The organism is Streptosporangium album (assembly GCF_014203795.1).
Taxonomy (GTDB): Bacteria; Actinomycetota; Actinomycetes; order Streptosporangiales; family Streptosporangiaceae; genus Streptosporangium; species Streptosporangium album.
Genome location: NZ_JACHJU010000001.1, coordinates 3,411,617 through 3,432,584, shown reverse-complemented (window position 1 = coordinate 3,432,584; position 20,968 = coordinate 3,411,617). Strand labels below are relative to the sequence as shown.

The 20,968-nt window shown below is 67.7% G+C and carries 21 protein-coding genes; 7 read left to right on the top strand and 14 right to left on the bottom strand.

What is annotated here, in order from left to right; translation table 11 throughout:
- Window positions 1-213: 213 nt before the first annotated feature.
- Window positions 214-1,179, bottom strand: coding sequence for a prolyl aminopeptidase (pip, locus tag FHR32_RS16445; protein ID WP_184755108.1), 966 nt, complete (start codon window positions 1,177-1,179; stop codon window positions 214-216).
- A 386-nt stretch (window positions 1,180-1,565) separates the two neighbouring features.
- On the opposite strand from pip, the gene FHR32_RS16440 reads away from it, so the two are divergent.
- The gene (locus FHR32_RS16440) at window positions 1,566-2,609 is read left to right on the top strand and encodes a recombinase family protein (RefSeq protein WP_184755107.1); all 1,044 of its coding nucleotides are present in this window, start codon (window positions 1,566-1,568) and stop codon (window positions 2,607-2,609) included.
- A gap of 144 nt (window positions 2,610-2,753) precedes the next feature.
- Here FHR32_RS16440 and FHR32_RS16435 read toward each other — a convergent pair whose 3' ends face one another.
- Complete coding sequence (locus tag FHR32_RS16435) at window positions 2,754-2,981, bottom strand: hypothetical protein (protein ID WP_184755106.1); 228 nt, start codon at window positions 2,979-2,981, stop codon at window positions 2,754-2,756.
- Between the two features lie 96 nt (window positions 2,982-3,077).
- On the opposite strand from FHR32_RS16435, the gene FHR32_RS16430 reads away from it, so the two are divergent.
- The 3 genes from FHR32_RS16430 to FHR32_RS16420 all read left to right on the top strand — a co-directional run bounded on the left by FHR32_RS16430 (window position 3,078) and on the right by FHR32_RS16420 (window position 5,302).
- Window positions 3,078-3,332, top strand: coding sequence for a GntR family transcriptional regulator (locus tag FHR32_RS16430; protein WP_184755105.1), 255 nt, complete (start codon window positions 3,078-3,080; stop codon window positions 3,330-3,332).
- Window positions 3,333-3,879: 547 nt separating this feature from the next.
- Window positions 3,880-4,443: an RNA polymerase sigma factor gene (locus FHR32_RS16425; protein WP_184755104.1), complete on the top strand. Its 564-nt coding sequence runs from the start codon at window positions 3,880-3,882 to the stop codon at window positions 4,441-4,443.
- Window positions 4,436-5,302, top strand: a complete 867-nt coding sequence (locus tag FHR32_RS16420) for a CU044_5270 family protein (RefSeq protein ID WP_184755103.1) — start codon at window positions 4,436-4,438, stop codon at window positions 5,300-5,302. Before FHR32_RS16425 ends, FHR32_RS16420 begins: the two co-directional genes overlap by 8 nt.
- Before the next feature lie 253 nt (window positions 5,303-5,555).
- On the opposite strand, the gene FHR32_RS42975 is transcribed toward FHR32_RS16420, so the two are convergent.
- The 3 genes from FHR32_RS42975 to FHR32_RS16405 form a co-directional block, all read right to left on the bottom strand.
- On the bottom strand, window positions 5,556-6,155 hold the full coding sequence (locus FHR32_RS42975) for a hypothetical protein (RefSeq protein ID WP_221465427.1): 600 nt from the start codon (window positions 6,153-6,155) through the stop codon (window positions 5,556-5,558).
- Window positions 6,156-6,225: 70 nt separating this feature from the next.
- The gene (locus FHR32_RS16410; RefSeq protein WP_184755102.1) at window positions 6,226-6,468 is read right to left on the bottom strand and encodes a hypothetical protein; all 243 of its coding nucleotides are present in this window, start codon (window positions 6,466-6,468) and stop codon (window positions 6,226-6,228) included.
- A 217-nt stretch (window positions 6,469-6,685) separates the two neighbouring features.
- Window positions 6,686-9,865 (bottom strand): S8 family serine peptidase, encoded by a 3,180-nt coding sequence (locus FHR32_RS16405; RefSeq protein ID WP_184755101.1) that lies wholly within the window; start codon window positions 9,863-9,865, stop codon window positions 6,686-6,688.
- A 311-nt stretch (window positions 9,866-10,176) separates the two neighbouring features.
- Between FHR32_RS16405 and FHR32_RS44430 the strand changes: the two genes are divergently transcribed.
- Window positions 10,177-10,497 carry a hypothetical protein gene (locus tag FHR32_RS44430; RefSeq protein WP_246466172.1) on the top strand — a complete coding sequence of 107 codons (321 nt, stop codon included), beginning with the start codon at window positions 10,177-10,179 and terminating at the stop codon, window positions 10,495-10,497.
- Between the two features lie 20 nt (window positions 10,498-10,517).
- Window positions 10,518-10,679, top strand: a complete 162-nt coding sequence (locus FHR32_RS44425; protein ID WP_246466171.1) for an HAD hydrolase-like protein — start codon at window positions 10,518-10,520, stop codon at window positions 10,677-10,679.
- A 428-nt stretch (window positions 10,680-11,107) separates the two neighbouring features.
- Here FHR32_RS44425 and FHR32_RS16395 read toward each other — a convergent pair whose 3' ends face one another.
- The 5 genes from FHR32_RS16395 to msrA all read right to left on the bottom strand — a co-directional run bounded on the left by FHR32_RS16395 (window position 11,108) and on the right by msrA (window position 13,781).
- Window positions 11,108-11,407 carry a helix-turn-helix domain-containing protein gene (locus FHR32_RS16395; protein WP_184755100.1) on the bottom strand — a complete coding sequence of 100 codons (300 nt, stop codon included), beginning with the start codon at window positions 11,405-11,407 and terminating at the stop codon, window positions 11,108-11,110.
- Complete coding sequence (locus FHR32_RS16390; protein ID WP_184755099.1) at window positions 11,404-11,760, bottom strand: type II toxin-antitoxin system RelE/ParE family toxin; 357 nt, start codon at window positions 11,758-11,760, stop codon at window positions 11,404-11,406. The genes FHR32_RS16395 and FHR32_RS16390 overlap by 4 nt, the downstream gene beginning before the upstream one ends.
- A 428-nt stretch (window positions 11,761-12,188) precedes the next feature.
- Window positions 12,189-12,641: a hypothetical protein gene (locus FHR32_RS16385; RefSeq protein ID WP_184755098.1), complete on the bottom strand. Its 453-nt coding sequence runs from the start codon at window positions 12,639-12,641 to the stop codon at window positions 12,189-12,191.
- 148 nt (window positions 12,642-12,789) lie between these two features.
- Window positions 12,790-13,122 carry a hypothetical protein gene (locus FHR32_RS16380; protein WP_184755097.1) on the bottom strand — a complete coding sequence of 111 codons (333 nt, stop codon included), beginning with the start codon at window positions 13,120-13,122 and terminating at the stop codon, window positions 12,790-12,792.
- Window positions 13,119-13,781, bottom strand: a complete 663-nt coding sequence (gene msrA / locus FHR32_RS16375; protein ID WP_184755096.1) for a peptide-methionine (S)-S-oxide reductase MsrA — start codon at window positions 13,779-13,781, stop codon at window positions 13,119-13,121. Before msrA ends, FHR32_RS16380 begins: the two co-directional genes overlap by 4 nt.
- Before the next feature lie 134 nt (window positions 13,782-13,915).
- Between msrA and rarD the strand changes: the two genes are divergently transcribed.
- Complete coding sequence (rarD, locus tag FHR32_RS16370; protein ID WP_184755095.1) at window positions 13,916-14,824, top strand: EamA family transporter RarD; 909 nt, start codon at window positions 13,916-13,918, stop codon at window positions 14,822-14,824.
- Between the two features lie 181 nt (window positions 14,825-15,005).
- Here rarD and FHR32_RS16365 read toward each other — a convergent pair whose 3' ends face one another.
- The 4 genes from FHR32_RS16365 to nuoL are packed head-to-tail and all read right to left on the bottom strand — an operon-like array spanning window position 15,006 to window position 20,933.
- Complete coding sequence (locus FHR32_RS16365; RefSeq protein WP_184755094.1) at window positions 15,006-16,001, bottom strand: polyprenyl synthetase family protein; 996 nt, start codon at window positions 15,999-16,001, stop codon at window positions 15,006-15,008.
- Window positions 16,002-16,015: 14 nt separating this feature from the next.
- Entirely contained in the window at window positions 16,016-17,566 is a 1,551-nt protein-coding gene (gene nuoN / locus FHR32_RS16360) for an NADH-quinone oxidoreductase subunit NuoN (protein ID WP_184755093.1), read from the bottom strand.
- Entirely contained in the window at window positions 17,563-19,092 is a 1,530-nt protein-coding gene (locus FHR32_RS16355; RefSeq protein ID WP_184755092.1) for an NADH-quinone oxidoreductase subunit M, read from the bottom strand. Before FHR32_RS16355 ends, nuoN begins: the two co-directional genes overlap by 4 nt.
- Window positions 19,092-20,933, bottom strand: a complete 1,842-nt coding sequence (gene nuoL / locus FHR32_RS16350) for an NADH-quinone oxidoreductase subunit L (protein ID WP_221465975.1) — start codon at window positions 20,931-20,933, stop codon at window positions 19,092-19,094. The genes FHR32_RS16355 and nuoL overlap by 1 nt, the downstream gene beginning before the upstream one ends.
- Between the last annotated feature and the right edge of the window lie 35 nt (window positions 20,934-20,968).

Sequence of the window (20,968 nt, the reverse complement as noted above, 5' to 3'; positions counted from 1 at the left end):
AGTGGCCGGTGAGCCTCAGACTCCGACGACCTTGACGGCCTTTCGGCGGTCCGATTCCTGCGGCATGCGAGCACAGTCGCACGCCGCACAGATGCCTACGGGAGAAGGCCGTATCTTGCTCCGGCGGAGCCGTCGCCGAGACGATGCCGCCGAAGGCCACGAACGTGAATGCCACGGTGAGGCCGGAGCCGCACATGGCTGATCCGGATCGCGTCAGTTCCGGCGAAGGGCGAAGCGATCGGTTGTCTCGATGAGGCGATCAAGGATGCCGGGTTCTGAGTAGGCGTGCCCCGCATCGTCGACGATGTGAAATTCGGCTTCCGGCCAAGCGCGATGAAGATCCCAGGCGGTCCTGGCCGGAGTACACACGTCGTACCGGCCCTGCACGATGACGCAGGGAATGTGCCGGATCTTGCCGATGTCCCGGATGAGCTGCTCCTCCTCGAAGAACCCGCCGTTGAGGAAGTAGTGGCTTTCGATCCTGGCGAAGGCGACCGCGTAATCACCGTCGGAATGCGCAGCAATGATCTCGGGGTCTGGCCGCAGGGTGATGGTCGAGCCCTCCCAGACGCTCCATGCGCGTGCCGCGGGCAGCCGTACCTCCGGATCCGGATGGTTGAGCCGAGCGTGGAACGCGGCGATCAGATCTTTGCGCTCCTCCTCCGGGATCGGTGCGACATAGCTCTCCCAGACATCAGGGAAGATCAGTGACGCCCCTTCCTGGTAGAACCACCGGACCTCGAAGGGCCGCAGCATGAAGATGCCGCGCAGCACGAGTTCAGCAACCCTGTCAGGGTGGGCCTGCGCGTACGCGAGCGACAGCGTGCTCCCCCACGACCCGCCGAACACCATCCAGCGGTCGATGTCCAGGTGCTCACGCAGCCGCTCCATATCGGCGACGAGATGCCACGTCGTGTTGTGCTCCAGCGATACGGTCGGGTCGCTGGCATGTGGTCGGCTGCGCCCGCAGTTGCGCTGATCGAACAGCACGATGCGGTACGCCTGCGGGTCGAACTGGCGGCGGTGGTTGGGGGTGCAGCCGCCACCGGGTCCCCCGTGCACCATGACCACGGGCTTGCCGTCGGGGTTGCCAGAGACTTCCCAATAGATCTGGTTACCGTCGCCGACGTCGAGCAGACCGGAGTCGTACGGCTCGGTCGGTGGATAGAGCGTCCTCATGACGGTCCATTTTCGCAGCTCGTCCAGCGTCTATGGCGGATTGACCCGTTGATCGACTATCTGCTGCACGCACGTGCGAGTGCTGAAGCGCGACTGAGCCATCCCAACGGCGCTGTTTCAAAGGAGCCCGATCTGCGGTCACGGGCCGGGCTCCTCGCGTAGGAGAGATCGACTCCGTCCCTCCCGACGCTGGCGCTGCTCGCGAATCCGGCCGAGTTCACGCCGCGATGCAGTCAGCGCCCCTGCCGATCGTGCGGGAAGGCAGTCCCCTGTGCTCCGCCCACAACACCGGGACCTCGTTAACGATCTCCGGTTCACTCACCGGCAGGCGCGATGCCCACAGGGCACGTAACCCCGGTGCCTACCAACGTGTATCTATGTGACCTATGCGACGAGCCGCGATCTACTGCCGGATCAGCCAGGACCGCGAGGGTGCAGGGTTGGGCGTCGCCCGCCAGGAGGCCGATTGCCGAGCCTTGGTCGAACGCAAAGGGTGGACTGTCGTGGACGTCTACCCCGACAACGACGTCAGCGCCTACTCGGGAGCCCCGCGTCCCGCGTGGAAGCGTCTGCTGGCCGACATTGAAGGCGGGACCATCGACGCCATCGTCTGCTGGCATGTGGACCGGCTGACCCGCTCCCCTCGCGAGTTGGAAGACGTGATCGACCTGGCCGACCGACGCGGCGTGGAGCCGGCCACCGTCACTGGGGAGATCGACCTGGCCACCCCGACCGGGCGTCTGATCGCCCGGATGCTCGGGACCGCCGCTCGGCATGAGGCCGAGCACAAGGCCGAACGGCAGAAGCGCCAGCGTCGCCAGAGCGCCGAGGCCGGGAAGGTCTCCGGCGGCGGGATGCGCCCGTACGGCTACGCCGAGGACCGCATCACGGTTATCGACGAGGAAGCCGAGGTGATCCGGGAGGCCGCCCGGCGCATGCTCGCCGGAGAGTCGCTGTCGAGCGTGTGCCGGGACTTCCGCACGCGTGAGATCACGACTCCGGCCGGGGGTTACTGGACCCCGACGACGTTGCGCCGGCTGCCGGCCTCAGCACGGATCAGCGGGCGGCGCGAGCACACGCCCCGCAGCGCTGACGATGACGGCCTGGCCGAGGAGGTGCGGGCGGATGAGGAGCAGTTGGAGGAGCTGGCCCAGGCGTGGGCGGCGCGGGAGATCAGCCGTAAGGAGTGGATGGCCGCCCGCGCCCCGATCGACGCGCGGTTGGAGAAGTCCCGCGCCCAGTTGGCCCGTATGTCGCGCACATCGCCGCTGCTGAGCTTCATCGGCACGGCCGAGGAGATGCTGAGCCGCTGGGAGGCGATGAACGTCTCCCAGCAACGAGCGATCATCGCCTCAGCCGTTCGCACGGTCACGGCCGGACCGGCATGCTGCAAGTTCACCGCGAGGAGAGAAGATTCGGTATCACGCTGATCTAGCCGGGCATTTACACCACCGTCTGAACGTGATCTACACGAGCGCTTACACACGAGTTACCGGAGTCAGCCGACGACCGACGACCCGTCCCGACGCCTATCCGGCCGCTTCAGCCAACCACGTCATGGCCGTTTGGACTGATCAGCGCGCTTGGCCGAGCAGGACCCGTAGCCACAGCCGCTCTCCATCGGCGGTCCGCAGCCACTCGCTCTCGTGCATGAGCACGGCATCGGAGCGATACGTGCGCCGGATGAACAGCAGCCCGCCCGCCTGGCAGAGTTCGTAGAACGCGCCTGCGTCGCTGCGGAAGATCGCCCATCGGGGGAACGTCACACGGAGCGCATCGAGGTCATATCCCGTCGTTGTCATGGGTCGAGCGTAGAGATGGTGGTTCATGGATGCCTATAGGGCACTGTAGGGCCATCCAGAGAACGATGGTCGTGCAGAGGTTCCTACAGTGGTCTCATGATCGAATGGCGCGAGGATCAGCCCAGGTGGCAGCAGGTGGCGGAGGTCATCCGCGAACGCATCGCCTCCGGCGCCTACCGCCCCGGCTCACGCGTCCCCAGCGAGAACGACCTGATGCAAGAGTTCGGCATCGCCCGCATGACCGCCCACAAGGTGATGAAGGCGCTCCGCGCCGAGGGCTCCATCTACACCGTCCGAGGGCTCGGCAGCTTCGCCGGCCGACCCGACGACGACCAGAACACCGCCGAATAGCCCAGCAGCCCCGAGGACCACGAGCAAGGCGCACGGCCTGAAGTGTCAAGCATCATCCGGTACTCCGGCCTCAACCACAACGCCACATAAGGCCAGCTCAGCACAGTCAGCACCCGACTGAATGAGAACTTTCTCTACGTCTTTCAAGGCGCGTGCCGCCTGTGGCGCCCCGCGCGCGTCGGGCGGTCGCTGGCCGCGCTGCGGCTCTTCGGCCGGTCGCGGCCAGCGCCGCCCACGCGCCGAACACCACGGCGACCACCAGTCGAAAGTAGGTCGTTACAGGCTAGCCCCGTATTTCGCACGTCACTACCCCTCCCCAAGCTCCTCCACTCCCCACCGCACTTTCGGCTGAGTCCTTCTGGGAGAAGGCCGGAGAATGAAGGCGGCGATCACCCTGGTGGCGGGACGAGTTGGCATGCGCGGAAAACGCGCCCGGCTGCTGAATGGCCGCCCTTCGGGGGCGGGAAGAAAATGCGGGCGTGCGGCGAAGGATGGATGAAAGTAATGATCACCATCCGGAAGGCACACTCATGACGGAGACGGGCACGTGACCGCCGACGTGAGCGAGCAGGTGACCGACGCCGACCTCGTCGCCGGCTACCAGCGGAACCCCGAGCTGTTCACCGCCGTGTATGACCGGTATCTCCGCGACATCTACCGGTACGTGGCGGGACGCCTGGGCACCCAGGCGGCCGAGGACATCACGGCGGAGACGTTCCTGCTGGCGTTCGACCGGCGCGACCGGTTCGACCCGGAAAAAGGGGAGTTGCGGCCCTGGCTGTTCGGCTTCGCCACGAACCTGGTGGCCAGGCACCGCCGCAAGGAGGCCCGCCACTACAAGGCGCTGGCCCGGCTGGACCCCGCGCCGGTCGTGGAAGGACACGAGAACCGGGTCGTCACCTCCGTGACCGCCCAGCCGTACCTGGCCATGGCGCTCGCCTCGCTGAACGGCGGCGAGCGTGACGTGCTGCTGCTCCTGGCGCTGGGCCAGCTCAGTTACAACGAGATAGCCCAGGCGCTCGGCATTTCCCTCGGCACAGTGGGCTCGCGGCTCAGCCGGGCCCGCGCCAAGATCCAGGCCCTCATCGACAAGGAGACGACCCATGGATGACCTGGAAGAGATCGCCACTCTGCTGACCAAGCCGGAGCCGTCCGCTGGGGCGGTCGCGCGCGGCAGAGACCGCCTCCAGCGAAGGATGCGGGCGGGCCGGGCGCGCCGGCGCGTCGGCTGGTTCATGCCGGGAGTCGCCCTAGTTGCCGCCGGGGCCGCCGCGGTCGTGTTCGCCACGGGGGCGCCCACGAACGACGGCGCACCGGTCACGGGCAAGGAGGTCCTGCTCATGGCCGCCGTCAGCGCGGAACGTACGCCCCAAGGTTCCGGGACGTACTGGCACGTTACGCGTCAGTGGCCCAAGTCGGACAGCCCGCCGATGGAGAGCTGGACCAGGCGCGACGGCAAGCGCTGGACCAAGGGCGGGCCGGGGGATCCCCCCGACGCCGTCGTACCGGCACCGGCCTGGAAAACGCTCAGCCTCAAGGGCGCCAAGGTGAGCTTCGAGGATCTCGAAAGGCTGCCGACGGACCCGGAGGCGCTGAAGGCGTGGATCGCCGAGCGCAAGGGCAACGAGAATGACATGTTCGCATCCGAAATCCAAGGCGATCCCACCTTCACCCTGCTCGCGCTGATCACGGAGCTGCCGGCGCCCGCGGAGGTCCGCTCAGCGGCGTTCCGGGCGCTCGCCGCGACGCCGGGAGTCGAGAACGCGGGCGCGGTTGAAGGCGGCCAGCAACTGCGCTTCCCTTACCCCGATGGCGGTAAGGACATCGAGCTGGTCGTCGATCCCGAGAAGGCCCGGGTGACCCGCGCCAACCTCGTCGTCGTCGACGACGGCGACCTGGCGTGGAACGACAAGTTCATCTCCGTGACCACCGAGTGGACGGACCAGTTTCCTTCGGCGAAGAAGAGCTAGCCCCGTTTCCGCATGTGAGTGATCTTCAGCGGAGGTCTCGTGGATCGATGTCGAGGAGGTCCAGGAGATGGAGTTGGAGGTCGGTGGGTTGCGGGATGGTCGGGGGGTGACTGGCCGGTGCCCGGGATCAGCCGGATGCCGGCCAGTGCGTCCAGGATGAGCCGCCCGGCGGGAACGGCAGGACGGTCGGCGTACAACCGGTCGACCTTGGTCGCGCCGCGAGTGGCCAGGGCACGGCGGGCCTGGCGTTCGATCAGGCAGAACGCACGTGCCAGACACCGCGCCGCTCGGCGCTCTTGCCGGCATCGCGGGCGGCGAGGTAGTCCACCTTGATCGCGTCGGCCGCTTCCAGGCCGGCCATGGTCTCGGCGCTGACATAGACCTTGGAGGCCGGGGCGACGAAGCTCACGCTCCCGGCGGCCATCGCGGCCAGGTTGGCATACGAGATCAGCTTGGAATCAACGATCATCGGCATCTGTTGCGGGCCGGCCGGCTTCGGCAAGGCCTGCATGGCGCCGATGACCTGCCCGACTTCGCCGGCCGCGCCGTGGTAGGCGCGGTGAAAGACCGGCACCGACCCATCGGCGGTCACCGCGATCCGGGCCTGGATCTGCTTCAGATCCGGCCGCCGGCCCTTCGGGTGGCCGGACCTGGGCCGGGCGAAGCCGGGCTCGGTCTGCTCATAGTCGCCGTGCAGCGAGATCGACGTCATGTCCCGGTGCAGGCGGGCCACGTCGATGCCGAACGCCTCGCCCGCCGCCCACGTCCTGGCCCGGTCCCGCACGTGCACCAGCGGGGCGGGCGAGGTCAGCCGGTTGGCCACCAGCACCTCGATGACCTGGCCTGGCCCCACTGCGCACGCTGTCTCACCAGCCAGGTCATACCGCGACGACGATCACCACAGCAAAACCGACGATCTCCGATTACCCCGACGTGCGGAAAACGGGGCCGCCCCGCCCGGAGGCGCACGAACCGGGAACAACCGAGAGAGTGAAAAGGCCGCCGAGATCCCTGGGGTCAGCGCCGAGCGGCAGGGCGATCTTGCCCCACCACTGCGTCGTGTTGTTGTCGAAGGTGCGGGCGATGAGGAACGCCATCCGCGTGCGGGCGTAGCGCACCATGGGCGGCATGGCGAGTGGGCGGGGCTCCTCGGCCGGTTCTTCCACGGTGGCCGGCGTACGCCGGAGCTGCGGGAGTGGTCCGGATCCGCCCTCGGGATGGAACGCCCGAGGGCGGACGAGCCGGCCCCCCTGCCTCGACTCGACGGGAACGCGGGCCCCGGGGGGGGAGACGCTCACCCCGCGGCCAGGGTGCCCGGCTAACGGCGAGGCCGTTCGGGCAGGGCACCCTCAGCCCCCCGGGCTCACGGTGCGACCGTACGTGTCACCCGACGGCGTAGGCGCGGGTCACGGTCTGGGTGACGCCGTTGCCCGCCTTGTCGGTGACCGTCGCGCGCAGCGAGACGTACCCCGGAGCGGTGGGGTTGCCGAGCTGCGCCGTCCAGCCCGATCGGGTCGCCTGGACGCGCACCGGCCGCCACGTCTTCCCGTCGTCGGCGGACGCCTCCAGCTTGATCGAAGAGACGGCCGTCCTGCGGGCGCCAGGAGCCCGCTCGACCCAGATCGGCACGGTGGTCCGTGACCCCGGCTTGGCGTGGTTGGCGTCGTCGAGGTCCTGCGGTGCGTAGCGCACGGCCATCAGCGGCAGGGACTCGGGCTTCGCCGTACGGGCGGAGTGGAAGGTCCAGACGGCGTCGACGCCCGTGGACAGCCCTGCTTCCGGCCGCCGGGAGGAGGCGGTCAGCGTGTAGGCGGTGTCCGCCTCGGGCAACGTGGCGGTGAGCGAACACTCCTCGCTCCGGTAGGCGATGCAGCCGATGATGTCGGTCGTGGCGATCTCCTTTCCGTTCCCGGCGAGGGTGAGGGTGCCGGTCGCGGTCGCGTCCATGCCGGTACGGCCGGCGGTTCCGCTGGTGTACAGCCCGTTGGCGGGGAAGTCCAGTGTGTCGCCGGTACGGCTGCCGCCGGAGGCGGCGAACGAAGGGCCGGCCACCGCGGCGTTCCAGACCTGGGTGAAGCCCTCGTCGCGCACCGGGCCGGTGCCGAGCTCGACCAGGCCGCCCGTGCTGAATTCGTCGTTCCACGCGAACCCCGGGGTGAGGTACCGCGTCAGACTGCTCGGCAGCGGGATGGCCGAGGTGTCCACCCCCCCTGAGAGGTCGCTGCCGGGCAGCACCGGCCCCGAGTACAGCACGCCGGTGGCGCCCGGGACGGACGAGCGGTAGGTCTCGGTCGCCTTGACCATGTCCCGGGTCCGCGCGGCGTACCCGGGGTCGTCGGGGATGCCGTCCTTGCGGTAGTCCACGAGGTCGTAGCGGTACGGGGTGGGCGTCGTGTCCTTCTTGGTCCAGGCGGTCTGGGCCAGGTAGGCGAATCCCGGTTGCCGCACCGGGATGACGTAGAAGCCGCCAGAGTAGTTGTTCGCGAGTATCCCGGTCGTCCAGGGACCATTGACCATGGACAGGGCGAACAGGCGGCCGGGGACGGCGGTGGGGTCGTCGACCGTGAACGTGACCTGCTTCGCCTTGCGGCCGTCGACCGTCAGCGGCACGTCGGCGTCGGCGATCTCGAACGGCTGGTGCGCGATCGTCAGGCTGCGGTCCTTCCTCTCGTAGATTTCGGTGTAGAGGTTCCAGCGTCCCTTCGGCAGCCTGATCCTGGCCACGTTGCCGTGGAAGACGAGGTTGCGCCGGGTGCCGGTCGCCTGGTCGTAAACGTAGCTCTGCATCGAATCGGTGGCGGCCCCGTCCCTGCCCAGGACGGTCACCGTGGCGTCATAGGACTCCGGTTCCACGTAGGCCCCGGCCGGGGTGCGGACCACCGTGTCACCGGCCGTGGCGGTGATGACGCCGGGATAGTCGCCGGGCCCCTTGTCCTCGGCGTCGATCGTCACCGTGGCCGACGCCTGCCCGCCTGCGGGCACCTCCAGCCGCTGCGGCGACAGTGTGAGCACGTCCGAGCCGGCCGCGAGGTCCAGGGTGACGGGTGTGGCCCCGGTGTTGGTGTAAGCGATCTTCCCGGTGGCCCGCCGCTCGCCCGGGTGCTGCCAGGGGAACGCGGCCCACACGCCGGTGGGAGAGGCGATCACCTCCTGGGCCAGCGAGCGGGGCACGTCCACCCGCCCTGCGCCCTGCTGGTACGGCGTGGCGCCGTCGGTCGGCCTGGCACTGCCGATGAGCGCGGCCTTGAGTTGCTGCCCGCTCCAGTCGGGATGGCGCTGGGCGAGGATGGCCGCCGCTCCCGCCACGTGAGGAGTGGCCATCGACGTGCCGCTCTTCGCCACATGGGTCCCGTCGGCGGTGCCCGCCGCGGCGGCGGCCACGATGTCCACGCCGGGGGCGGTGACGTCCGGCTTGACCGCGTGGTCGCCGATTCTCGGCCCCTTGCTGGAGAAAGCGGCCACCTGGTCAGAACGGTCCACCGCGCCGACGGTCAGCGCGGCGTCCGCGCTGCCGGGAGTCAGCACGGTGCCCTCGCCGCCGTCGTTGCCCGCGGCCACCACGAACAGGGTGCCCGTCTCCTGCGACAGGGTGTTCACCGCCTGCTCGACCGGGTCGAGGCCGGGTTCGTCGGTCCCGCCGAAACTCATGTTGACGATCTTGGCCTTGACCTCGGTGGCGGCCCACTCCATACCGGCCAGGATCGCGGAGTCGAAGAGCCCGTCGACTCCGCTCACCTTGCCGAAGGCGATGTGGGCGCCCGGTGCCACGCCGCGATACTTCTCTCCGGCGCCGGCGATGACCGAGGCGACGTGCGTGCCGTGTCCGAGGTGATCGACGATGTCAGGATCGTCGGAGAAGTTCCGTGACTGGGTGACCACGTCCTTCAGGTCGGGATGTGTGGGGTCGTACCCGCTGTCGAGCACGGCGACCGTGACGTCCTTCCCGGTGAAGCCCTGCTGCCACGCCTCGGTCGCGCCGATCTGCCTGGTGCTGCGGTCCAGGGTGTACGAACGCCGGCCGTCGAGCCAGATCTTGCTCTTGCCCGCGGCCAGCGTGGACACCCCGCCGAGCAGGTTCCGCCACGCCTCGCCGGTGCTCTTCTTGGCCACCCGCTGCGCTGTCATGCCCAGGCCGGTCAGCCGCCGTGTCGTCGCGGCGCCCTTCAGCGCGGGGGCCGTGCCCTCCGGCGACTGTGTGATCAGCGGGATGTCGGCCGTGTCCGCGTCGCCGTAGTGCCATTCGAGCAACTGGGTGACATCGAACAGCCGCTCGTCCAGCACCCCCTGGGCGACCAGGGACGCGGCGTCGGACGGAACGACGTACAGGTGCCCGTTCCGGTACCCGGACGAGAAGTGCACCTCCCGGTCCGCGGCCAGCTCCACCCGGAACCTCTTGCCCGCGACCACGACACGGTCGCCGGTCAGCAGTGTCACACTGCCCGCCGTACCGGAGCGTGGTCGTCCGGGGCCCTCCTGGCTTCCATGCCCGGCTGTGACGGCCCCCGGTGTCGCGGCCACGCCCAGCGTGCCTGCCAGAACCGCTGCCACCAGTCCCTTGCTCAACGTCATTGACCCTCGCAAGATTAGAAATCGATCGCTTTCCTCTCCTGTTCACCCGAAGGTCGTTTCTTCTTCCATGGCCTTGGTACGGGGCTCGGCACGCCCCGACCTCATCTGCGCTTCCGGTCGAACCCCGGCCCGCGCTCGCGCCCCAGGCTCAGAGTCCGAGCGACACAGGTCTGGACGGAACCCCGCCGGTGATCAGCGCCGCCAACGGCGTGGCCAGGTCGCGCGGTGAGAACAGGTCGGGACCGCGGTAGTCTGCGATGTCCGACAGCCGCCACCAGCGGAAGGCGACGATAGGTCTCGTTCAGATGCCCGAGAACGCGGCAGAGCAGCGCAGCCCAACGGACTATGCGTGGAATGATCAAGAGAGACACGATTTCCTTGATGGCCGTATCAGCAGATCAGGGGCACAGTGGCGATCCAAGCGCAATCGCTCTCCTAATGCGGGTGTCTCACGACAAAGCGTCATCGTAGGGGGCATCGTGCAGCGGCTCGCGCTTTTCGACCTGGACAACACCCTCGTCAACCTAGACGAGGGTGTTGTCCAGATATGGGCTGAGAAGTTCGCCGAAGAGCACGATCTAGGCCGTGAGACGATTGATTGGCTGGTCGCTCTCGATCGGGTATGACCCTCGAAGGCGGGGGATGGATGGTCGGTGACAACCTCGTCGCCGACATCGGTGGGGGACAGGCGGCCGGGCTACGTACGATCTGGATCGACCGAGGCACTTGGGTCGGCCACGATCACAGCGCGGATCATGTCGCCACCGACGTGCTTCAGGCCATGGAGATTCTGCACAGCGAGCGGTGATCGAGCGACCAAGCCGCAGTCCGGCGAGGAGTGCCGTACAGCAGCCCCGTACAGCAACACCGTCTTACACGATCACACGCCACCGACCCGCATCCACCGCCCGACCAGGGCACGAGCTTGCCGACCTGGGACGTGCCGTTCACTCGTAATGAAGGGGTGCAAGACGACATCAGGACGGTTGTTTCGTCCGGGATGCGGAAGATGAGCAACTTGACCATGCCTGGCAGCAAGACAGCTCACGCTCGGAAGATGATCGTGAGCTGTCTTGGTGAAGTCGGGAGTGCTACTCCTCGGTCGGGACCAGGCCCGTCTGGCAGGCGCTCCACTCGGATGGGTCACCTAGCTTGACGTTGGTGCCACCGACCCCGCAGTGTCCGTCAGGGCTCTCGACAGCGTGACGGTGGTTTTCGGGCGTATTGGATCTCAGCTCAAGCAGCGGGAGCCCGGGGCGTCAGACGGACCTCGACATCCGCATCCAAAGCACGCGCCAGGCGCTCCAGCACCGGCAACGTCGGGATCGTTCCGCCTGCCTCGAATCGCGCCACCGCCGACTGGGTCATGCCGGCCGCGCGCGCCAGGTCGTTCTGACTCCAGCCTCGCCCCTCGCGCATCGCCCGGACCGTCTTACCCAGCTCGTAGGCGATACGCGTGGCCTCGTAGGCCTCAGCCGCACCCGGCTCGGCCATCCGGCGATCTCTGAGCTCTCGCCAGCTCCCTTGCCCGCTCATACCGCTTCTTCTCCCTCGTCGACGGTGTGCGCCAGCTCGGCACAGCGACGCATGGCTCGCCGAGCCCGCTCAACCTCACGATCATCGCGCGTCCGCGTCTTGTGGAACACGGTCAAGAGCACGATCCGGCGGCCGGTCGCGATCCAGTAAGTGATTCGCACAGCGAACTCGTCGAGGTGAAAGCGGAGCTCGCGAAGCTTTCCGTCAAGTTGCTTCGTGTAGGGCTCCCCCAGCAGAGGGCCCTCCGCCGCCAGCAGATCGACATAGAAAGCCACCCTCGCGAACGACGCCGCAGGCAGATCTTCGAGCCACTTCCGAACTTCTGGTTCCAGCTCTACGGTACCCCAACTCATAGCGTTGATGCTATGAGCCGTACCTCTGTCGCACCTTGCTTTCGCCTCAACACGATGATGACAACGATTCACCACCGGCAGGAGCACAGCGACAAGACCGATCGAGCACATACGCCTTCCGCCCGGAAGATAAGCATGAGCCGTAGGAGCGAGATCTGCCGCCTATCCTCGGTGGGAACCAGGCCCGTCTGGCAAACACCCCCCTCGGATGGGTCACCTAGCTTGACGTTGGTGCCACCGATCCCGCAGTGACTGATGGACCTGGAGAAACGTGCTCCCACGAAACACTTCGGGCACTTCTCAAGCGGATGGAGCCTTCGGCGTCGGACGGACCTCGGCATCCGCGGCCAAGGCATGTGCCAGGCGCTCCGGCACCGGCAGGTCGGCCAGCACGTCTGCGTTCACGGCTTCACCATGCAGCCCTGGGCTCAGTCCCCCTTCGAAGGAGCTTCGATCGCCACCGGCGGCTCCTCGAACAAGTCGTCAGGCTCGGGAAGGTCCTCGGCCTCGATGACCAGATCCTCGGGCGGCGGCTCGATGGTCACCTGGGCGCCCCAGCCGGTGAAGCGCAGGTCGGAACTGAGACCCAGCTCGTAGTTGTCGTTCGTCCGCTGAGAGGTCGTGGTGGTCAGGCGAGTGACCCTGCCCTTGGCATCGAACCAGAGCGCCCAGGCGACCTTCTCGCCGCGTCCCGGCCGCCCGCCGAAAGGCCGGCCGGGGATCTTGGAGGTATAGATGGTGCCCTTAGCTGCGCGCGGGCCGATGGAGGAGGCGGTGGCGAGCAGCGCCCGCAGCGTACCTGACTCGAAGAGATCGACCGTGGAATCCCCTCCTGGAACGGACGGGAAGTCGGCCAACTCCTCGGTGTCCCCGACCTGCACAGTTTCTGCGTTCAGATGGCCCAATGGGCCCGCCAAGGACTGATCCGCAAGACCAGCCGCGCCACCTACACCCTGCCTTGACACCGCACCACAACCACTAACTACGCGGCCTTGGCCCTTGGCCCTGTAGAGAAAGTTGTCGCCGTCGTTACTCGCCGTAACGGGCACCTTCCTGGGAATCGCCCATGATCAGCTCGGCGATCCGTAGCCAACGTGCGGCATAGGTGCGGCCTTCACGTCGGCGAAGTCGTGGGACCAACGCTCCGAGGTCACGCGCGCACTCCCGGACAATGCGAAGTTGATCAGCGTCCAACACGCCTCGCTTGTGACCTACGTAGCTGGTCACGCACCCCGCCATGTCGCTGTCGATCAACAGCATGGAGTGCCCGTAGATCTCCACACTGATCAGATCGTCGGGATAGGTCAGTCCGCGCTGCTCGGCGAACAGCACGGAGACCTCGTCGAAGAGCGCCTTGTTCACTCGCCAGCAGGCGCGATGCCTGCCGGGCAAGCGACCCCGGTCCCTCCTATCCCGCAGTAGCCGTTTTTGTTGCGGTGAAGGTATTGCTGGTGATACTCCTCCGCGAAGAAGTAGTCCCCGGCAGGGGCGATCTCGGTGGTGATCTGGCCGTGGCCGGCCTCGGTGAGCACCTTCTGGTAGGCGTCACGCGAGGACAGGGCGGACTTCTCCTGCGCGGGCGAATGGAAGTAGATCGCCGAACGATACTGGGTGCCGACGTCGTTGCCCTGGCGCATGCCCTGGGTGGGGTTGTGGGCCTCCCAGAAGACGCGGAGCAGCTCCTCGTAGGACACCTTGGACGGGTCGAACACCACTCGGACGGCCTCGGTGTGGCCGGTCTGGCCGGTGCAGACCTCTTCGTAGGTGGGGTTCTGGGTGTAGCCGCCCTCGTAACCGACCGAGGTGGACACCACGCCGGGGGTCTGCCAGAAAATGCGCTCGGCGCCCCAGAAACAGCCGAGGCCGAAGTCGGCGGTCTCACTTCCCTCGGGGTACGGCGGAGCCAGCGGAGCGTCGAGGACCGCGTGGCGAGCGGGCACCACCATGCGTGCGGGGCGACCCGGGAGCGCGCTCTCCGGAGACACCATGGAAGTCTTGTCCCTACCGAACAACCAGCCCATTGCGGACCTCCTCTGCGAGCTTTCTGCCAGAGAGAACCATCCGAGGAGCTGCAGTGTTCCCGTAAGCGCTTCTTAACTGTTACGAAAGAACTGCTAATTTGTGTTAAAAATGGTAAGCAGTCAAAATAGGCTACATGCCTGAATCGCGCCGTGGAGTCCTGTACGGCATCGCCGCCTACACCATGTGGGGCCTGTTCCCGCTGTACTGGCCGCTCCTGAAGCCTTCAGCCGCCCTGGAGATCCTGGCCCACCGCATCGCGTGGTCCCTTGTCGCCGTCGTCGCGATCCTCGTGGTGCGACGTCACTGGTCCTGGTTCCGCGAGTTGCTGCGCACCCCCAGGAAGCTCGGCCTCCTCGCCCTGGCCGCGATGGTCATCACGGTCAACTGGGGTGTGTACATCTACGCCGTGAACAGCGGGCACGTGGTCGAGAGCGCTCTCGGCTACTTCATCAACCCCCTGGTCAGCGTGCTCTTCGGCGTCTTCCTTCTCAGGGAGCGCCTGCGGCCGTGGCAGTGGGGCGCAGTCGGGCTGGGAGCCCTGGCCGTCGTCGTCCTCACCGTCGACTACGGCCGGCTGCCGTGGATCGCGCTGGTCCTGGCGGTCAGCTTCGGCACCTACGGCCTGGTCAAGAAGATCGCGCAGGTCGGTGCCGCCGAGAGCCTGACCATCGAGACGCTGGTGCTGCTGCTGCCCGCGCTCGGTTACCTGCTCTACCTGCAGGGGCAGGGCACCGGCACCTTCGGGAGCATGGGCGCGGGGCACGCCCTCCTGCTGGCCGGGGGTGGAGTGATCACGGCTGTTCCACTGCTCTGCTTCACCTCCGCCGCGATCCGGGTGCCGCTCACCACGATCGGCCTGCTCCAGTACATCGCCCCGGTATTGCAGTTCCTCGTCGGCGTGTTCGTCGCCCATGAGGTCATGCCGCCCAGCCGCTGGGCCGGATTCGCCATCGTCTGGCTGGCCCTCGCGGTCTTCACCTGGGACAGCCTCCGCGCCGCCCGTCAGGCCCGCCGTACGGCACTGGAGCCCATGACCGCCTAGCCGTCACGCTGGGCATGCGGCCTGTTACATTCACCGGGCGAGAGCGGCACGGTCCTGTTAGGGTTTACCCGTTCGGACCCGCCGGAGCAGGGCTGTCGTCTCCCCTGGCGGGGGGAGACGAGAAGCCACTCGGTCGGGGCCGGGAAGTCAGCAGGGCACCTGTTGGTGCGGGAGACGAGACTCAGCCGGAGCGCTCGACGACATAGTCGCAGAGCGCGAGATAGGCAGCCCGGGCGGGAATGTCGGGAAGGCCCGACAGGTCCTCGCGAGCACGGTCCACCCAGGCGACCAGTTCGGCGCGGGCACGTTCCATGGCCGGGTTCGCGCGCAGCAACCGGAGGGCCTCGTCGATGTCGTCCTCGGCCACCGGCCCGGCCAGCAGCTCGCGCAGGCGGGCGTCCTGCGGCGTGTCGGACGACAGGACGTACAGCACCGGCAGGGTCCGGATGCCCTCACGCAGGTCAGTGCCGGGCGTCTTACCGGACTCGGCCGAATCGGAGGCGACGTCGAGCAGGTCGTCGCCGAGCTGCCAGCCGACGCCGATGGCCTCGCAGGCGCGGGTCAGCCTGCTGACGACCTCGGGCGAGGCGCCGCTCAGCAGGGCACCGAACCGGCCGGAGGTGGCGATCAACGAGCCGGTCTTGTCGGCCAGGACGTCGATGTAGTGGGCCACGAGGTCCTCGTCGGGGCGAGGGCCGATGGTCTCGCGGATCTGGCCTCGGACCAGGCGGGAGAACGTCTGGGCCTGGATCCGGATGATGTCGGCGCCGAGGTCGGCGAGGATCTCCGAGGCCTGGGCGAACAGGTAGTCGCCGGTCAGGATGGCCACGGTGTTGTCCCAGCGGGCGTTGGCCGACGGGGAGCCCCGGCGCACCGGAGCCTCGTCCATGACGTCGTCGTGGTAGAGCGTCGCCAGGTGGGTCAGTTCGATGACCACGGCCCCGGGGATCACTCCGGCGGCGTCCGGCGAGCCGAACTGGGCGGCGAGCAGCACGAGCATGGCGCGGAACCGCTTGCCGCCTGCCTCGATGAGATGCTTGGACGCCTCCGTGACGAAGGCGTCCTCACTCTCCACCGAGGTCCGTAGGAGCTTCTCCACCTCTGCCAGTCCGCTAGCGAGGTCCTGCGCCAACCGCTCGTCGACGAACGGCAGATCAACAACCGGTGGCGCAGCCATGAAGCCCTACTCCTCTAACGAATGAACAACGCGGACGCAGCCTGGTCCGCCAGATCGAGCACCGGCTGCGGAAATACCCCCAGCACTACGGTAGCCGCTGCCGCGAGGGCAACCACAGCCGAGGTGCCCACGGTGGGTGTGGCGATGGTCGGTCCGTCGGCGGCCGGCTCGCTGAAGAACATCAGCACGATCACGCGGACGTAGAAGAACGCGGCGATCGCCGAGCTCACCACACCCACGATGACCAGCGGCAGCGCACCACCGGAGACCGCAGCCGCGAACACGGCGTACTTGCCGAAGAAACCGCTGGTCAGCGGGATACCCGCGAAGGCCAGCAGGAAGAAGGCGAAGATGCCGGCCAGCACCGGGGAGCGCTTGCCGAGCCCGGCCCACCGGGACAGGTGCCCGGCCTCGCCGCCCGCGTCGCGGACCATGGTGACGATCGCGAAGGCTCCGACCGTGGTGAAGCCGTACGCGGCCAGGTAGAACAGGATGGCCGACAGCGCCTGCGTGTTCTGCGCGAAGGTGCCGATCGCGATCACGCCGGTGAGCAGGAAGCCCGCGTGCGCGACCGAGGAGTAGGCCAGCATGCGCTTGATGTCGGTCTGGGTGATGGCCAGGATCGCACCGACGATCATGGTCAGGATCGCGACTCCCCACATGACCGGCTGCCAGTTCCACTCCAGGCCGCCCAGGGCGACCCAGAAGACCCGCAGCACGGCGCCGAAGGCCGCCACCAGCACGGTGGAGGCCATCAGGGCGGTGACGGCGGTGGGCGCGCCCTGGTAGACGTCGGGCTTCCACGCCTGGAAGGGGGCGGCACCGATCTTGAACAGCAGGCCGACGCCGAGCAACGCGACGCCGATGAACAGCAGCGTGTCCTGGCCGGAGACCGTGCCGAGCGCGGCGGAGATGGCCTTCAGGTCGACCGAGCCGGCGTAGCCGTACACCAGGGCCATGCCGTACAGGAAGAAGGCCGAGGAGAACGCGCCGAGCAGGAAGTATTTGACCGAGGCCTCCTGCGAGAGCAGGCGGCGGCGGCGGGCCAGGCCACAGAGCAGGTACAGCGGCAGGGACATGACCTCAAGGCCGACGAACATGACCAGCAGGTCGTTGGCCGCGGCGAAGAGCAGCATGCCGCCGACCGCGAAGAGCAGCAGCGGGTAGACCTCGGTCTGGACGAACCCGCTGCGGACCGCCTCCTCCTCGTCGGCGCTCCCCGGTACGGCTGCCGCCTGCGCGACGAACTGCTCGTCGTCGTTGACCAGCAGCACGCTGACGAAGGCCAGGATGAGGATGATGCCCCAGATGAACAGGGATGGTCCGTCGACCGCGACCGCGCCCATGGCGGCGGGCTTGTCCGGCAGGCCGTTCAGGGCCGTCAGGATGGTCGTGGCGAACGCGCCGACCAACGCCAGCAGCGTGAGCGGCACGTGGATCGACTTGCGCAGGTAGCGGGGCGCGAACGCCTCGACCAGCACACCGATGATCGCCGCGCCGAACACGACCAGCATCGGAGAGAGCAGCGCGTATTCGATCGTCGGAGCTTGGATGGTGCCGTTCACTGCCCGGCCCCCTTCTTGTCAGCGACGGCTGGGGTGAACTGGACCACATGGACGTTGGACAGCGTCTGGTCCACCGCCGGGTTGATCACGTTGAGCACCGGCGCCGGGAAGAAACCGAGGGCGATGATCACCGCGATCAGCGGTGCCACCACCCACCGCTCCCGGACGTTCAGGTCGGTGAAGCCCTTGACCGACTCGGCTGTCGGGCCGTTCATCGTGCGCTGGTACATCCACAGGATGTAGACGGCCGCCAGGACCACACCGCTCGTGGCGATGATCGCCGGGACCGCGTAGCGCTCGTAGGTGCCCATCAGGACCATGAACTCGCTGACGAACGAGGACAGGCCCGGCAGGGAGAGGCCCGACAGTCCGGCGATCAGGAAGGTGCCCGCGAGGAGCGGGGCGACCTTCTGCACGCCGCCGTAGTCGGCGATCTGGCTGGACCCCCGGCGGTAGATCAGGAATCCGGCGATCAGGAACAGCGCGCCGGTCGAGAAGCCGTGGTTGACCATGTAGAGCGTGGCACCCGCGCCGCCGTGCGCGGTCATCGCGAAGACGCCCAGCGCGATGAAGCCGAAGTGCGAGATCGAGGTGTAGGCGATCAGGCGCTTGATGTCGGTCTGGCCGATCGCCACGATCGCGCCGTAGACGATGCCCACGACCGACAGGACGATCACCAGCGGGGTGAAGAACTTCGCCGCGTCCGGGAACAGCTCCAGGCAGAAGCGGAGCATGCCGTAGGTGCCGACCTTGTCCAGCACGCCGACCAGCAGCACGGCGGCGCCGGCCGGGGCCTGCGCGGCCGCGTCGGGCAGCCAGGTGTGGAACGGCCAGAGCGGCGCCTTGACCGCGAACGCGACGAAGAAGCCGAGGAACAGCCACTTCTGCGTGTTCGGGTCCTTGATGACCCCGACCAGCTCGGGGAACATGAACGTGCTCTTGGCGGCGATCACGTAGAGCGCGATCACCGCGACCAGCATGAGCAGGCCGCCGAACAGCGAGTAGAGCAGGAACTTCACGGCCGCGTAGGACCGCTGGGCGCCGCCGTACGATCCGATCATGAAGTACATCGGGATCAGCATGGCTTCGAAGAAGACGTAGAAGAGGAAGACGTCGGTCGCCGCGAAGACGCCGATCATCATCGCTTCCAGCACCAGCAGCAGCGCGAAGTAGGTCTTCACCGACCGCTTGGGCGGGGCCGCGGCCCCGGTGCCGTCGGCGTCGTGCCAGGAGGCCAGGATCACGATCGGCACGAGCACCGCCGAGAGCGCGATCAGCACCAGGGCGATGCCGTCCACGCCGACGCCGTAGTGCACGCCGAACCGGGGAATCCAGTCGTAGACCTCGGCGAACTGGAACCGCGTCGTCGAGGAGGGGTTGAACTGGGCCGCCACCACACCGGTCAGCGCCAGCACGACCAGCGAGACCACGAGGGCCGCCTGCTTGGCGAGCTTGTCACTCTTGGTGAGGGAGACCCCGACCGCGCCCAGCACGGGCACGGCCATCAGGATCGAGAGCCAGGGCATCACATGTTCCCTACGTAGAGCAGCGCGCCAACGACCACGGCGGCACCGAAGAGGATGGACAACGCGTAGGACCGTACGTAGCCGGTCTGGATGCGACGCAGCCGTCCGGAGGTCCCGCCGATCCCGGCTGCCAGCCCGTTGACCAGACCGTCGATGCCGCGGTTGTCGACGAACACCGCGATCCGGGCGAGCCACTGGCCGGGGCGCATGAACAGCGTCTCGTTCAGGGCGTCGCCGTACAGGTCGCGGCGGGCGAACGTGGTGAGGAACGAGCCGCGCGGGGCGACCCGGGGCACCTCGGCGGCGCCGTACCGGAACCAGGCGATGATGACGCCGACCGCGACCAGGGCCAGCGTGGCCAGGCCGGGGACGCTGAAGGCGTGGAACGTGGGCAGTTCCTCGGGCAGGCCGACGGCCGGGCCGATGAACGTCATGAACCGGTTGCCCAGGATCAGGAAGGCGCCCAGGAAGACCGAGCCGATGGAAAGGATGACCAGCGGCACGGTCATGACCGAGGGCGACTCGTGCGGATGGGCGTCGTCGGCCCAGCGCTTCTTGCCGAAGAAGGTCATGAAGATCATGCGCGACATGTAGAAGCCGGTGATGCCGGCGCCCACGACCGCGAGCCAGCCCAGGATCTCGTTGTGCTCCATGGCCGTCTCGATGATGCCGTCCTTGGTGAAGTAACCGGACAGCAGCGGGAAGCCGATGATCGCCAGGTAGCCGATGATGAAGGTGATCGCGGTGACCTTCATCACCGAGAACAGCCCGCCGTACCGGCGCATGTCGACCTCGTCGTTCATGGCGTGCATGACCGAGCCGGCGCCGAGGAACATGTTGGCCTTGAAGAAGCCGTGCGTGATCAGGTGCGCGATGGCGAAGGCGTAGCCCGCCGGGCCGATACCCGCGGCGAGCATCATGTAGCCGATCTGCGACATCGTGGAGCCGGCCAGGCCCTTCTTGATGTCGTCCTTGGCGCAACCGATGATCGCACCGGCGAGCAGCGTGGCCACGCCGACGATCGTCACGACGAGCTGCGCGGTCGGGGCGACCTCGAAGAACGCGCCGGAGCGGACGACCAGGTAGACACCTGCGGTGACCATGGTCGCGGCGTGGATGAGGGCCGAGACCGGGGTCGGACCCTCCATCGCGTCCAGCAGCCACGACTGCAGCGGGAGCTGGGCCGACTTGCCGCAGGCGCCCAGAAGCAGCAGCAGGCCGATGGCGGTCATCGTGCCGCTGGGGGCCTCGCCCGCGAGCGGGAAGACCTCCTTGAAGGCGAGCGAGCCGAACGTCGTCCAGATCGTGAAGATCGCGATCAGCAGGCCGAAGTCGCCGACGCGGTTGACGATGAAGGCCTTCTTGGCGGCCGCCGCCGCGGTCGGCTTGAACTGCCAGAACCCGATCAGCAGGTAGGACGCGAGACCCACGCCCTCCCAGCCGACGAACAGGCCGACGTAGTTGTCCGACAGCACGAGCAGGAGCATCGCCGCGACGAACAGGTTCAGGTAGGCGAAGAACCGGCGCCGGTCGGGGTCGTGCGACATGTAGCCGATCGAGTAGATGTGGATCAGCGAACCCACACCGGTGATCAGCAGCGCGAAGCTGATCGACAACGGGTCGATCAGCAGGCCCATGTCGGCGACGCCGGGGATGAACCGGTAGAGGTGGACGGCCTGGCGGCGCTGGTCCTCGGGCAGGCCCAGCATCTCCATGAAGGAGAGGACGGCCACCACGAAGGAGGCGAGCGCCATGGCGACACCGAGGAAGTGGCCCCAGCGGTCGGTACGGCGTCCGCCCAGCAGCAGGATCGCGGCACCGAGCAGCGGCAGCGCGATCATGAGCCAGGAGACTCCGATCACCCCCCCGGAATGCG